Raw genomic sequence first — 12,696 nt, forward strand, 5'->3', positions numbered from 1 at the left:
TCCGCCCGACGGTCGGTCGGCTCAAACGGTCAACAGGGCATGCACCGGACGCGGGGCCAGCCGCTCCCGGCCGCCGAGGAAGGCGAGCTCCAGCAGGACCGTGAAGCCGGACACGGTCCCGCCGGCCCGCTCCACCAGGTCCAGCGTCGCCTCGGCGGTGCCCCCGGTGGCCAGCACGTCGTCGACGACCAGCACCCGGTGCCCGGCGGTGAAGGCGTCCTGGTGCACCTCCAGCGTGGCCTCGCCGTACTCCAGCGCGTAGGAGGCCGAGTGGGCCGCACGGGGCAGCTTGCCGGCCTTGCGCACCGGCACCACGCCCACCCCGGTCGCGTACGCGATGGCCGCCGCGACCACGAACCCGCGCGCCTCGATGCCGACGACCACGTCGAACGAGTCCCGCCCGTGGTACGCGACGATCCCGTCGATCACCTGGCGGAACACGTCGCCGTCGGCGAACAGCGGCATCAGGTCCTTGAACATGATGCCGGGCTTCGGGAAGTCGGGCACGTCGAGCACCCGGCTGGCGACCAGCGCGGCGGCGTCCGGGCCGCTGTCTCCCCGTACCACGGTGCTGTGGGTCTCCGTCACGGCAGTTCCGCTCCCCTTCACGACGACGGCGTCCTGCATGCTGCTCGCACAGCATGAAGGACGCCGTCGGTTCGGTTCCTACCGGGTCTGCCCGGCCCGGCTCAGCGCCGCTTGCCGCCTCCCGGCCGGTTGCCACCGCCGCCGGCCGGTCGGCCGCCCCGGGCGCCGGTCGGCCGCTTGCCGGCCGGTCGGGCGCCGACCCGCGGTGCCGCCCCGGCCAGCGCGGCCGACTCCGGGTCGACCGGCTCGTCGTCGGACTCGCCGGTACGCGGGGTCGCGCCCTTCGGGGTGTCCTCGCCCCGGGTGAGCGCGCCCCGGCGGGCCAGCACCCGCTTGTTGTGTGCCTGGATGCGCGGGTCGTAGTTCTTGAGCAGCACCAGCAGCGGGGTGGCCAGCAGGATCGAGGTCAGGAACGCCACCGCCATACCGACGAAGAGCACCAGGCCGAGGTCCTTCAGGGTGCCCGCGCCGAGCAGGCCGGCACCGATGAAGAGCAGACCACCGACCGGCAGCAGCGCGACCACCGAGGTGTTCAGCGACCGCATGAGGCTCTGGTTGATCGCCAGGTTGGCGGCCTCGCCGTACGTCTGGTTGTTGTTCGCGGTGATGCCGCGCGTGTTCTCCTGCACCTTGTCGAAGACCACCACCACGTCGTAGAGCGCGAAGCCCAGGATCGTGAGGAAGCCGATGACCGTCGACGGGGTGACCTCGAAGCCGACGAGCGAGTAGATGCCGGCGGTGAGGATCAGGTTCATGACCAGCGAGGTGACCGCGGCGACCGCCATCCGCCACTCGAAGCGCAGGATCAGGTAGACCATCACCACCGCGATGAAGATGACCAGACCGAGCAGCGCCCGGGAGGTGACCTGGCTGCCCCACGCCTCGCTGACCTGGTTGCCGCTGATGGCGGCCACATCGATGCCGAACTCATCGGCGATCTCGGCCTTGACATCGTTGGCCTGCTCGGTGTCGAGCTGGGTGGTGCGCACCTCGTAGAAGTCGCCGCCGGTGCCGCCGACCTTCTGGGTGGTGACGACCTCGGCATCGTCGCCGGCCGCGGCCAGGGCCTCCTGGACCTTCAGCTCGGTCTGCTCCAGCGTGCCGACGCTGGCCGGGATCTGGAACGAGTTGCCGCCGGCGAACTCGATGCCGAGGCTGAAGCCGCGCAGCCCGAAGCTGAGCAGCGACAGCAGGACCAGCGCGAGCGCGACGCCGAACCAGAGCTTGCGCCGGCCGATGATGTCGAGGCCGGCCTCGCCGCGGTAGAGGCGGCTCGCGAGACCACTCTTTGCCATCTCAGGCCTCCTTCACGCGCTGGGTGCGGGGCTTGGCCGGCTCGGCCGTCCGGGGCGGGAGCGCCCGACCGAGGCCGCTGACCCGCGGGGACAGGAACGCGGAGGTGCGGGCGAACATCGTCATGATCGGGTGCCGGAAGAGGAAGACCACGACGAGGTCCAGCACCGTGGCCAGGCCGAGGGCGAAGGCGAAGCCCTTCACCGTGCCGACCGAGACCACGTAGAGCACCACGGCCGACATCAGCGTGATCGCGTTGGCCGAGATGATCGTCCGGCGGGCCCGGATCCAGGCACGCGGCACCGCACTGCGCGGGCTGCGGCCCTCCCGGATCTCGTCCTTGAGCCGCTCGAAGTAGATGACGAACGAGTCCGCCGCCACGCCCAGTGACACGATCATGCCGGCGATGCCGGCGAGGGTGAGGGTGAAGCCGATCTGCCGGCCGAGCACCACCAGCGCGCCGAAGACCAGCAGCGCCGAGAGGATCAGGCTCAGGAAGATGACGGAGCCGAGCAGGCGGTAGTAGAAGAACGAGTAGATGATGACCAGCGCCATGCCGATGCCCGCCGCGAGCAGGCCGGCCCGCAGGTGGCTGGCGCCCAGGGTCGCGGTGACGTTCTGCTGCTCCTGCGCCTCGAAGGTCACCGGCAGCGCGCCGTAGCGCAGCTGACCGGCCAGGGCGCTGGCGTCCTTCTGGGTGAAGTTGCCGGTGATCTGCGAGTTGCCCGTCAGCACGCCCTGGATCTCGGGCGAGGAGACGATCTCGTTGTCGAGCACGACGGCGACGCGGCACTTGCCGTCCTGGCCGAGGGCGGTGGCGTCGCAGGCCTGGCCCTCGTTGTTGAACGCCTCGCGGGTCAGGTTGGTCCACTTGTCCTGGCCGGGGCCGGAGAAGTCGAGGCTGACGACCCACTGGCTGGTCTGGTCCATCACCGCGCTGGCGCCATCGACGTCGGTGCCCAGCACCTTCGCCTGGTCGAGCAGGTACTTCGCGGCGCCGTCCTCGCAGGCCACCACCTGCTGGTCGGCGGCCGAGATCGACGCCGGCGGGCGCTTGTCGAGCTGGGCGCAGCTGATCTGCGGCACGTTGAACTGCATCGCCGCCGGCAGCACCGCGACCTCGCGCGGGTCCAGGGCGGCGAACGGCTTGAGCTTCTCGGCCAGCGACGGGTCGGCGGTCAGGTCGGCCGGGGCCTGCAGGCCGCTCGCGGCGGCCCAGGAGGCGGCGCCGACCTTCTGCTCGACGGCCTTGCGCTGCTCCACGACGCTCTGCGGCACGGGCTCGCCGCTGGCGCTCGCCGTCGGGGTGGCGGCCGACGGGGTGGCGCTCGGCGCGGCCGACGCGCTGGCGCTCGGGGCCGGGGCCATGCCGCCCTGGCCGCCGCTCGGCGACGCGGTCGCCTTCGGCGCGGCGCTGCCCGACGGCGCGGCGCTGCCGGAGGGCTTCGCGCTGCCGGAGGGGGCCGGAGCGGCGCTGCCGGAGGGGGCCGGGGTGGCGGCGGGCGGCGGGGCGGCGGCCGCGCCGCTGCCGTCGGCGGCCTTGAGCACCTTGCGGAAGCGCAGCTCGGCGGCGCTGCCCACCTCGTCGAGGTCGCGGTTCTCGCCGGGCAGCGAGATCACGATGTTGCGGTTGCCCTCGGTGACCACCTCGGCCTCGGCGACGCCGAAGGCGTTGACCCGGCTCTCGATGATCTGGCGGGCCTCTTCGAGGTTCTCCGCCGTCGGGGCCTGGCCACCGATGCTGTTGGTCGCCTCCAGCGTGAGCCGGGTGCCGCCGACGAGGTCCAGGCCGAGCTTGGGCTCGAGCCGGTCCTTCCACCCGCCGCTGGCGCCGCCCGAGAAGAACACCAAAAGATAGAGGACGACGAAGATGAGCCCGAGCACGGCCAGTTGCCGTCCGGGCCGCATCTGTCCCTGAGGTGGTGCCACGGCTGTCCTGTCTCCCTGTACGGTCGCGCCGCTGGTGCGGCGGGTGTCGGCCGGTCCGGCCGGCGGTTCCGACGGGCCGGCGTCGGAGGCCGGCATCCGGCTCCGAGGCTCGGCGCGGGGGCGCCGAGCGGAACGGGACGAGCCGACTTCCGGCGTCGGGCCCAACTATCCAGTTTTCACGTCGCCTCCGCTGCCCCGTCGGGAGAAGTCGTCACCGGAGTCCGGCCACCACCACCCCGCGCGGGACGGGAGCGACCGTCACTCCTTGACGACGTCCGCGTCCTCGGTGACCGGCTCGTCGGCCGGGCGCTCCGCCTGGCTGACCACCCGGGCGATGGCCGGACGGGCGTAGCGGGTCTGCACACCGGGCGCGACCTCGAGCAGGACGGTGTCGTCGTCCACGCCGGTGACCGTGCCGTAGAGCCCACCGATGGTGACCACCTCGTCACCGGGGGCGAGGGCGGACTGCATGGACTCCGCCTCGCGGCGGCGCTTCTGCTGGGGGCGGATCATCATGAAGTACATGACGCCGAAGAGCAGAGCGATCATGAGGATCGGCGTCAGGCTGCCGGCACCCCCGCCGCCCTCTGCTGCGTAAAGCACGGTGAAAGACCTTCCCATTGGCCACCGGTCCGGCACGGGCGCGCCGGAGCGGAGGCGGATTCTCACGTCCTGTACAGACCGGCGCGAGTCTAATCCCTGCACCTGGGAACGCCGAATGCGGCACAGATCACGTTCACGTCACGGCTGATCGACATCCGTCGAGAACAGATCGGGTGCCGCAGGAGCATTCGCGCCGAATGTACCATTCGGCGGCGTGCGACCCAGGTGCCGCCAGGCGGCCTCGGTGGCGACCCGGCCACGCGGCGTACGGGCCAGCAGGCCGGCCCGGACCAGGAACGGCTCGCAGACCTCCTCCACCGTGTCCGGCTGCTCGCCCACCGCCACGGCCAGCGTCGACAGCCCGACCGGGCCGCCCCGGAAGGAGTCGACCAGCGCGGTCAGCACCGCCCGGTCCAGCCGGTCCAGACCCAGCGCGTCGACGTCGTACACCTTCAGGGCGGCCCGGGCGGTCTCCAGGGTGACCACGCCGTCGGCCCGGACCTCGGCGAAGTCGCGGACCCGGCGCAGCAGGCGGTTGGCGATCCGGGGCGTGCCCCGGGAACGGCCGGCGACCTCGGCGGCGCCGTCGTCGGTGATCGGCACCCCGAGGATCCGCGCCGAGCGGCGCAGCAGCACCTCCAGGTCGGCCGGCGAGTAGAAGTCGAGGTGCGCGACGAAGCCGAACCGGTCGCGCATCGGACCGGTGAGCAGGCCGGACCGGGTGGTCGCGCCGACCAGGGTGAACGGCTCGACGTCCAGCGGGATCGCCGTCGCGCCCGGGCCCTTGCCGACGATCACGTCGACCCGGAAGTCCTCCATCGCGCTGTAGAGCAGCTCCTCGGCCGGCTTGGCGATCCGGTGGATCTCGTCGATGAAGAGCACGTCGCCCTCGGCGAGGCTGGTCAGGATCGCCGCCAGGTCGCCCGAGCGCTCGATCGCCGGGCCGCTGGTCACCCGGATGCCCGAGCCCAGCTCGGCGGCGACGATGTTGGCCAGGGTGGTCTTACCCAGGCCGGGCGGCCCCGACAGGAGGATGTGGTCGGGCGGGGAGCCGCGCCGCATCGCGCCCTGCAGCAGCAGGTCGAGCTGGTCGCGGACCCGGTGCTGGGCGATGAACTCCTCCAGCCGCTTCGGCCGGACCGTGGCCTCCGCGTCCAGGTCGGCGTCGTGCACGTAGGCGGAGACCAGCCCGCCGTCGGGCCCCGTCACCGGGTGCGGCCCAGCAGCCGGATGGCCTGCTTGAGCAGGACCGGCACCGGCGGGACGGCACCGTCGATCGTCTCCGCCACGGCGGCCACCGCCTGGTCGGCCTGACCGGCCGTCCAGCCGAGCCCGACCAGCGCCTGCCGGACCTGCTCGGGCCAGGCCCCGCCGGTGACCCCGGCCGCGCCGTCGGCACCGACCGGCACCGGGCCGACGCGGTCGCGCAGCTCCAGGACCAGGCGCTCCGCGCCCTTCTTGCCGATGCCGGGCACCCGGGTCAGCGCGGCGGTGTCGGCGTTGGCGATCGCCTTGCGCACCGCGTCGGGGGTGTGCACGGCGAGCACGGCCTGGGCCAGCCGGGGGCCGACGCCGCTGGCGGTCTGCAGCAGCTCGAACAGCTGCTTGGCGTCGTCGTCGGCGAAGCCGTAGAGGGTGAGCGAGTCCTCCCGGACGATCAGGCTGGTGGCCAGCCGGGCGGGCTGGCCGACCCGCAGGTCGGCGAGGGTGCCGGGGGCACACTGCACCGCCAGGCCCACCCCGCCGACCTCCACCACGGCGTGGTCCGGACCGGTCGCGGTCACCACCCCGCGCACGCTGGCGATCATCTGGCTCCTCCTCGTCGTACCCGGTCGGCCGCGGCGGTCAGCTTGGAACGCGTCCCGCCCCGCCACACGTGACAGATGGCCAGGGCCAGGGCGTCGGCGGCGTCCGCCGGCCTCGGCGGCTCGGCCAGCCGCAGCAGCCGGGTGACCATGGCGGTCATCTGCGCCTTGTCGGCCTGGCCGGAACCGGTCACGGCCGCCTTCACCTCGCTGGGCGTGTAGGTCTGAACGGGCAGCCCGGCGCGGGCGCCGGCGAGCACGGCGATCCCGCTGGCCTGGGCGGTGCCCATCACGGTGCGGACGTTGTGCTGGCTGAAGACCCGCTCGACGGCGACGCTGTCGGGCCGGTGCTCGGCGACCAGGTCGGTGAGCGAACGGTCCAGGTGCAGCAGGCGCAGCGCCAGATCGTCGCCCGGATCGGTGTGGACGACGTAGTAGGCGATCAGCGTGCAGGGGCGTCCCGGCACACCCTCGACCACGCCGACCCCGCACCGGGTCAGCCCCGGGTCGACGCCGAGCACGCGCACGCCGCCTCCTCCCCCAGCCGTCAGCAGTACGTGTGTTCGACACCCTACCGAGCCGGGCGACACCCCGGCGCCGGGGACACGCCGGGCGCACCGACACGCCGGGGCTGCAGACACCTTGCTGCCGACACGCCGGCGGCGGAGGGGCGACCGGCGCGCCGGCACACCGCCCCGGCGCGCGGCCGGGGGCCACACACCCCGGCCGTCGAGTATGTGTCGCGGGCCCATGTGCGCCCGCACACACAGCTCGTAACTTCATGCGCCATGACGGCAGAACCCGTGGCGGTCCCCCACGTCGTACACCTCGACCTCGCCGGTCGTACCGCCCTGGTGACCGGGGGTGGAAGCGGCATCGGCCGGGCCTGCGCGCTGCGGTTGGGCGCCGCCGGCGCCGAGGTCCTGGTGGTGGACCGCAACATCGAGGCGGCCAAGGCGGTGGCGGCGGAGGCCGGCGGCCGCGCCGAGGGCGTGGACCTGGCCGACCCGGACGCCGTGGAGCGCCTCGACGCCGACGTCGACATCGTGGTGAACAACGCGGGGCTGCAGCACGTGGCGCCGGTGCAGGCGTTCTCCCCGGAGCGCTTCTCCCACCTGCACCGGGTGATGGTGGAGGCGCCCTTCCTGATCATCCGCCGAGCGCTGCCGCACATGTACGCCAACGGCTGGGGCCGGATCGTGAACATCTCCTCGGTGCACGGGCTGCGGGCCTCGCCGTACAAGTCGGCGTACGTCTCGGCCAAGCACGCGCTGGAGGGGCTGTCGAAGGTGGTCGCGCTGGAGGGCGCCGCGCACGGCGTCACCGCCAACTGCGTCAACCCGGCGTACGTGCGGACCCCGCTGGTGGAGAGCCAGATCGCCGACCAGGCCGCCAGCCACGGCATCCCCGAGAGCGAGGTGGTCGAGAAGATCATGCTGGCGCGGGCGGCGATCAAGCGACTGATCGAGCCGGAGGAGGTGTCCGAGCTGGTGGCCTACCTCTGCTCCCCGCCGGCGGCGTTCATCACGGGCGCGTCCATCGCGCTCGACGGGGGCTGGACGGCCAACTAGTGGTGAGCCGCACAATGTCGGTCATGTCGTCACCGGTGGAGTTCCTGGAGCTGCTCGCCCGCGAGGCCGCCCCGGTGGAGTTCGAGGGGCCGCTCGTCGCCGCGCGCGCCGCCGGGCTGCCGCCCGAGCGGCTCGCCGAGCTGGAGCAGGCCAAGACGGTGGCGCTGCGCGTGCGCGCGCTGCTGGAACGCCGCCGCCGCCGGGAGATCGAGCTCTCCGGGCTGTACGACACGGTCAGCGACCTGGCCGGGCTGCGCGACCTGGACGACGTGCTGCGCGCGATCGTGCACCGGGCACGCAACCTGCTCGGCGCGGACGTGGCCTACATGACCCTCGACGACGAGGAACGCGGCGACACGTACATGCGGGTCACCGACGGTTCGGTCTCCGCCCGCTTCCAGCGGCTGCGGCTGCCGATGGGCGCCGGCCTCGGCGGCCTGGTGGCCCAGTCCGGCGCCCCGTACGTCACCGCGAACTACCCGGAGGACGAGCGCTTCCACCACACCGGCGAGATCGACGCCGGGGTGGGCGAGGAGGGGCTGGTGGCGATCCTCGGGGTGCCGCTGCGGCTCGGCTCGACCTCGATCGGGGTGCTCTACGCGGCCAACCGCTCGGCCCGGCCGTTCGTCCGGGAGGAGGTGGCGCTGCTGGTCTCGCTCGCCGCGCACGCGGCGGTGGCCATCGACACCGCGCGGCTGCTCGCCGAGACGCGGGCGGCGCTGGAGGAGTTGTCGGCGGCGAACACGACCATCCGGGCGCACAGCAGCTCCGTGGAGCGGGCCGCGGCGGCACACGACCGGATGACCGCGCTGGTGCTACGCGGCGGTGGCGTGGAGGACGTCGCGGCGGCGGTCACCGACGTGCTCGGCGGGGCCCTGCTGGCGCTCGACGCGCAGGGCCGGCTGCTGGCCCGGGTCGGCGAGATCGAGGAACCGGACCGGGCGGACATGGTGGAGGCGGTGGCCGCGTCGCGTACGGAGGGCCGCAGCGTGCGCCGGGGCCGACTCTGGTACGCCGCCGTGGTGGCCGGGGCGGAGAACATGGGCGCGCTGGTGCTGCGCCCCGACGACGAGCTGGTCGACGCCGACCAGCGGATCCTGGAGCGGGCGTCGCTGGTGACGGCGCTGCTGCTGCTGTTCCGGCGTACCGTCGCCGAGGCGGAGGGGCGGGTGCGGGGCGAACTGCTCGACGACCTGATCGCCCGACCGCTGCGGGACACCGACGCGCTGCGCAGCCGGGCCCGTCGGCTCGGCGTGGACCTGGACGCGCCCCACGTGCTGGTGGCGGTCGGCGACGACGCGATCGCCGCGACCGGCTCGGCGCGGCAGCGGGTGCTCTCGTGGGCCACCACGTACGCCTCCACGCGGGGCGGGCTGGCGGCGGCCCGCGACGGGCGGGTGGTGCTGATGCTGCCGGGGCGGGACGCGGGCGGCAGCGCCCGCGCGGTGGCCCGGGACCTGTCCCGGGTGACCGGCCGGCCGGTGACCGCCGGGGCGAGCGGCCCGTCGACGGGGCCCGCGTCGCTGGCCGCGACGTTCGCCGAGGCGGAGCGGTGCCTGACCGCGCTGGGTGCGCTGGGTCGCTCGGGGCAGGGGGCGAGCACCGCGGAACTGGGCTTCGTCGGGCTGCTGCTGGGCGCGGTCGGCGACGGCGGCGACAAGGACGTGAACGGGTTCCTGACCGCCACGGTCGGGCCGGTCGTCGACTACGACGCCCGGCGGGGCACCGCGCTGGTGAAGACCCTGGAGGCGTACTTCGGGGTGGGCGGCAGCCTGGCCCGGGCCGCCGAGCTGCTGCACGTGCACGTCAACACGGTCACGCAGCGGCTGGAGCGGGTCGGGCAGCTGCTCGGCGCGGACTGGCAGAAACCGGAGCGGGCCCTGGAGGTGCAGCTCGCCCTGCGCCTGCACCGCCTGCGTACGCCGGCCGCCTGACCGCCGTTCGACCCCCCGCCTGGCCGCCGGTCGACCATCCGCCGCGCGACCGCAGGCCCCCGCGTGACGGGACGGTCAGCGGGCGCGGATGCCGTCCAGGACGCCGTCGACGACGCGCCGTGGCAGCGTCGCCTCGTCGAGGTCGGGGTGCCAGCGCATGACCCGCTGGACCAGCATCGGGCCGGTCAGCATCGCCATGACCACCTCGACGTCGAGGTCCGCGCGCAGCTCGCCGGAGCGCACGCCGCGCCGCAGCACCTCGCGCATCGTCTCCCGCCGGGGCTCGATGATGTTCTGGTAGAGCTGGTACTGCTCGGGGCTGCGGTTGACCTCCGGCACCAGGCAGGGCATGATCCGCGCCGCCCTCGGGTCGATGTGGTGACCGACCGCGCCGACCAGCAGGATCAGGTCGTCGCGGACCGAGTGGCCGGCGGGTTCGGGTGGTGCGCCCTTGAGCGTCCGCAGGGCGTCGCGCAGCAGCGCTTCCTTGCCGGGCCAGCGACGGTAGATGGTGGCCTTGCCGACCCCGGCGCGGGCGGCGATCGCCTCGATCGAGATCGCCTCGATCGTGCTGCCCTCGGCGAGCAGGTCGAGGGCGGCCTCGATGATCGCCTCGTCCGCGCGGACGCTCCTCGGCCGCCCGGGCGGCCGGGGAGCGTCGGCGGTGGAAGTCATGTCGGACATTGTTCCCGAAGCTAGGCGGTCCCGGCCAACTCGCGGTCCGCCACGGGCCCCGGCTCCCCCACCCGTGCGGCGGGACGGCCGGGCATCCAGCGCAGCACCACGACGATGCCGAGGGCGGCGACCGCGGCCGCGAGGCCGGCCGCCCAGTGCATCGCGGCCAGGAAGGCGTCGTCGGCGACCGCGATCAGCTGCGGCGCCGCCGGCCCGAGCTGACCCGCCGCGGCGTACGCGCCGGAGATGGACTCGCCGGCGACCTCGCGCGCCGCCACGGGCAGGTCCCGCAGGGCGGGGTCGACGTCGGCGCGGTAGACGGCGGAGAGCACCGAGCCGAGCACCGCCACGCCGAGCGCACCGGCCACCTGCCGGACCGTGTTGCTGACCGCCGAGCCGACGCCGGCCTTCTCCCGGGGCAGCGCGGACATGATGGACTCGGTGGCCGGGGGCATGATGTTGGCCATCCCGGTGCCCTGGAGGAAGAAGACGACCAGCACGACCCAGATCGGGGTGGCCGCGTCGACGAAGGCGAACGCGCCCAGCGCCACCACGGTCAGCGCCAGCCCGACCACCGCGACCGCCCTGCCGCCGTAGCGGCGGACCATCGCCGCACTGCTCGGGGCGAAGACGAGCTGGGCCGCCGCGAAGGGCAGGTAGAGCAGGCCGGTCTCCAGCGGGCTGAAGCCGCGCACCAGTTGCAGGTAGAACGAGCTGAAGAACATCACGCCCATCGCGGCGAAGAAGACCAGCCCGACGATGGCCACCGGAGCGGCGAAGCGGGGCACCCGGAACAGCCGCACGTCCAGCGACGGGTGCTCGCTGCGCCGCTCGTACGCGACGAACCAGGCCAGCACCGCCAGGCCGCCGAGGATCGCGACCCAGACCAGCGGGCGACCGAAGCCGTGCTCGCCGCCGTCGATGATGCCGTACGTCAACGCGACGAGCCCCACCACCGACAGCAGTACGCCGCCGACGTCGACGCGCCCCGGATCCGGGTCCCGCGACTCGGGCACCAGCAGCGCCACCAGCACCACGCCGAATGCCACCACCGGCACGTTGATCAGGAAGACGGATCCCCACCAGTAGTGCTCCAGCAGCGCGCCGCCGAGGATCGGGCCGATCGCCACGGCCAGGCCGACCGCGCCGGCCCAGACGCCGATCGCCCGGCCCCGTTCCCGGGGGTCGAAGACGTTGGAGATGATCGAGAGCGTCACCGGCATGATGGCCGCGCCGCCCACGCCCATCAGCGCGCGGGCCGCGATCAGCTGCGCCGGGCTCTGGGCGTACGCCGACAGCAGCGACGCCAGCCCGAAGAGCACCAGGCCGATCATCAGGAAGCGCTTGCGCCCGGCGCGGTCACCGAGCACGCCGAAGGTGAACAGCAGGCCGGCGAAGACCAGCGTGTAGGAGTTGATCGACCACTCCAGCTCGCCCTGGCTCGCGCCGAGGCCGTGCACCGGGTCGGCGAGCGTGCGCAGCGCGACGTTGAGGATCGTGTTGTCCAGGACGACCACGAGCAGGCTGATCACCAACACCCCGAGGATCGCCCACCTCCTCGGGTGGCCCGTGTTCTCGCGCGGTGGCATCTTCGCGTTCTCCCCCCGGCCCCGTTCCGATACGGGTCAGACTCGAAATTCAGGGTGTCAGCGTAAGCGGGTGATTATCGATACGGAACCGGTTCGTATCTTATGTGGCGGCGGTCACCCGCGCCCTCCTACGGGTGCGCTTCGGGTGCCTGCGCTGCCGGGTCGATCATGGAGTTGTGGTGGGTGTCGTGGGCAGCCGCGAGACCGGACAATCGACGCACCGGATCCATATGTCCGGTTCGGAGGTGTGATCGGGGGCATCGTGGGGGCGGAATCGTGGGCCGGGCGGGGTCGTTACACCCTGCGTACGACCGAGCAAGGCGAGGCCACGCCGCCGATGGGATGGTGTGCCGGGGCCCGGAATGATGGCGGGCCGGCGGTCGTTACACATGGTCCGGCCGACGTGAGGGCAACCCCCCGCCCCGCGCAAGCCGATGTGAGGGCATCCCCGCCCCGTGCGACAGCCCGGTCCTGCCGACCCGGACAGGTCGGACACATGCGGCCGACGCGGCCGATCTGATCTTTCCTCCGGTGTGACGCCGGAGATCCCGCCAGCTCGCTCGCTGGAGAGTTCCCCTTTTGAAGTTCATGGGCGCCGGACGGTGCTTGCATCCGCGTAGCCGATCCCCCTCGGTGCGGATGCCGACCCCCGAATGGAGCATTCCTGATGAACACGATCATTCGTAACAGCGTGCTCGGTATCGCCGGT

General features: G+C 73.2%; 11 protein-coding genes. 2 read left to right on the plus strand and 9 right to left on the minus strand.

Annotated features, from left to right (window positions below; translation table 11 throughout):
• Positions 1 to 21 precede the first annotated feature (21 nt).
• From V6U77_RS24030 to ruvC, 7 genes are all read right to left on the minus strand, one after another.
• Complete coding sequence (locus tag V6U77_RS24030; protein ID WP_334608898.1) at positions 22 to 588, minus strand: adenine phosphoribosyltransferase; 567 nt, start codon at positions 586 to 588, stop codon at positions 22 to 24.
• A gap of 101 nt (positions 589 to 689) precedes the next feature.
• Positions 690 to 1,883 (minus strand): protein translocase subunit SecF, encoded by a 1,194-nt coding sequence (gene secF / locus V6U77_RS24035; RefSeq protein ID WP_334608899.1) that lies wholly within the window; start codon positions 1,881 to 1,883, stop codon positions 690 to 692.
• Position 1,884: 1 nt separating this feature from the next.
• Complete coding sequence (gene secD, locus V6U77_RS24040) at positions 1,885 to 3,810, minus strand: protein translocase subunit SecD (protein ID WP_334608900.1); 1,926 nt, start codon at positions 3,808 to 3,810, stop codon at positions 1,885 to 1,887.
• 258 nt (positions 3,811 to 4,068) lie between these two features.
• A complete protein-coding gene (gene yajC / locus V6U77_RS24045; RefSeq protein ID WP_172896543.1) occupies positions 4,069 to 4,413 on the minus strand; it encodes a preprotein translocase subunit YajC in 345 nt (114 codons plus the stop codon).
• A 138-nt stretch (positions 4,414 to 4,551) separates the two neighbouring features.
• Positions 4,552 to 5,622 (minus strand): Holliday junction branch migration DNA helicase RuvB, encoded by a 1,071-nt coding sequence (gene ruvB, locus V6U77_RS24050; protein WP_334608901.1) that lies wholly within the window; start codon positions 5,620 to 5,622, stop codon positions 4,552 to 4,554.
• A complete protein-coding gene (gene ruvA, locus V6U77_RS24055) occupies positions 5,619 to 6,221 on the minus strand; it encodes a Holliday junction branch migration protein RuvA (RefSeq protein WP_334608902.1) in 603 nt (200 codons plus the stop codon). The genes ruvB and ruvA overlap by 4 nt, the downstream gene beginning before the upstream one ends.
• Positions 6,218 to 6,745, minus strand: coding sequence for a crossover junction endodeoxyribonuclease RuvC (gene ruvC, locus V6U77_RS24060; protein ID WP_334608904.1), 528 nt, complete (start codon positions 6,743 to 6,745; stop codon positions 6,218 to 6,220). Before ruvC ends, ruvA begins: the two co-directional genes overlap by 4 nt.
• A 261-nt stretch (positions 6,746 to 7,006) precedes the next feature.
• On the opposite strand from ruvC, the gene V6U77_RS24065 reads away from it, so the two are divergent.
• A complete protein-coding gene (locus V6U77_RS24065; RefSeq protein ID WP_334608905.1) occupies positions 7,007 to 7,789 on the plus strand; it encodes a 3-hydroxybutyrate dehydrogenase in 783 nt (260 codons plus the stop codon).
• Positions 7,790 to 7,803: 14 nt separating this feature from the next.
• Entirely contained in the window at positions 7,804 to 9,723 is a 1,920-nt protein-coding gene (locus V6U77_RS24070; protein ID WP_334608906.1) for a helix-turn-helix domain-containing protein, read from the plus strand.
• Positions 9,724 to 9,798: 75 nt separating this feature from the next.
• Here the strand turns inward: V6U77_RS24070 and V6U77_RS24075 are convergent, their stop codons facing one another.
• Both V6U77_RS24075 and V6U77_RS24080 read right to left on the minus strand, forming a co-directional pair.
• Complete coding sequence (locus V6U77_RS24075) at positions 9,799 to 10,407, minus strand: TetR/AcrR family transcriptional regulator (RefSeq protein WP_334608907.1); 609 nt, start codon at positions 10,405 to 10,407, stop codon at positions 9,799 to 9,801.
• Positions 10,408 to 10,418: 11 nt separating this feature from the next.
• Positions 10,419 to 11,987, minus strand: a complete 1,569-nt coding sequence (locus tag V6U77_RS24080) for an MFS transporter (RefSeq protein ID WP_334608908.1) — start codon at positions 11,985 to 11,987, stop codon at positions 10,419 to 10,421.
• Positions 11,988 to 12,696 lie beyond the last annotated feature (709 nt).

The sequence above is a fragment of the Micromonospora sp. CPCC 205546 genome, from assembly GCF_036902715.1.
In the GTDB taxonomy this organism is placed as follows: Bacteria; Actinomycetota; Actinomycetes; order Mycobacteriales; family Micromonosporaceae; genus Micromonospora.

What these genes read in the sequence shown, in the direction of transcription:
- V6U77_RS24075 (WP_334608907.1), bottom strand. Translation starts at nt 10,407, where the DNA reads ATGTCCGACATGACTTCCACCGCCGACGCTCCCCGGCCGCCCGGGCGG.
- secF (WP_334608899.1), bottom strand. Translation starts at nt 1,883, where the DNA reads ATGGCAAAGAGTGGTCTCGCGAGCCGCCTCTACCGCGGCGAGGCCGGC.
- V6U77_RS24080 (WP_334608908.1), bottom strand. Translation starts at nt 11,987, where the DNA reads ATGCCACCGCGCGAGAACACGGGCCACCCGAGGAGGTGGGCGATCCTC.
- V6U77_RS24065 (WP_334608905.1), top strand. Translation starts at nt 7,007, where the DNA reads ATGACGGCAGAACCCGTGGCGGTCCCCCACGTCGTACACCTCGACCTC.
- V6U77_RS24070 (WP_334608906.1), top strand. Translation starts at nt 7,804, where the DNA reads ATGTCGGTCATGTCGTCACCGGTGGAGTTCCTGGAGCTGCTCGCCCGC.
- ruvA (WP_334608902.1), bottom strand. Translation starts at nt 6,221, where the DNA reads ATGATCGCCAGCGTGCGCGGGGTGGTGACCGCGACCGGTCCGGACCAC.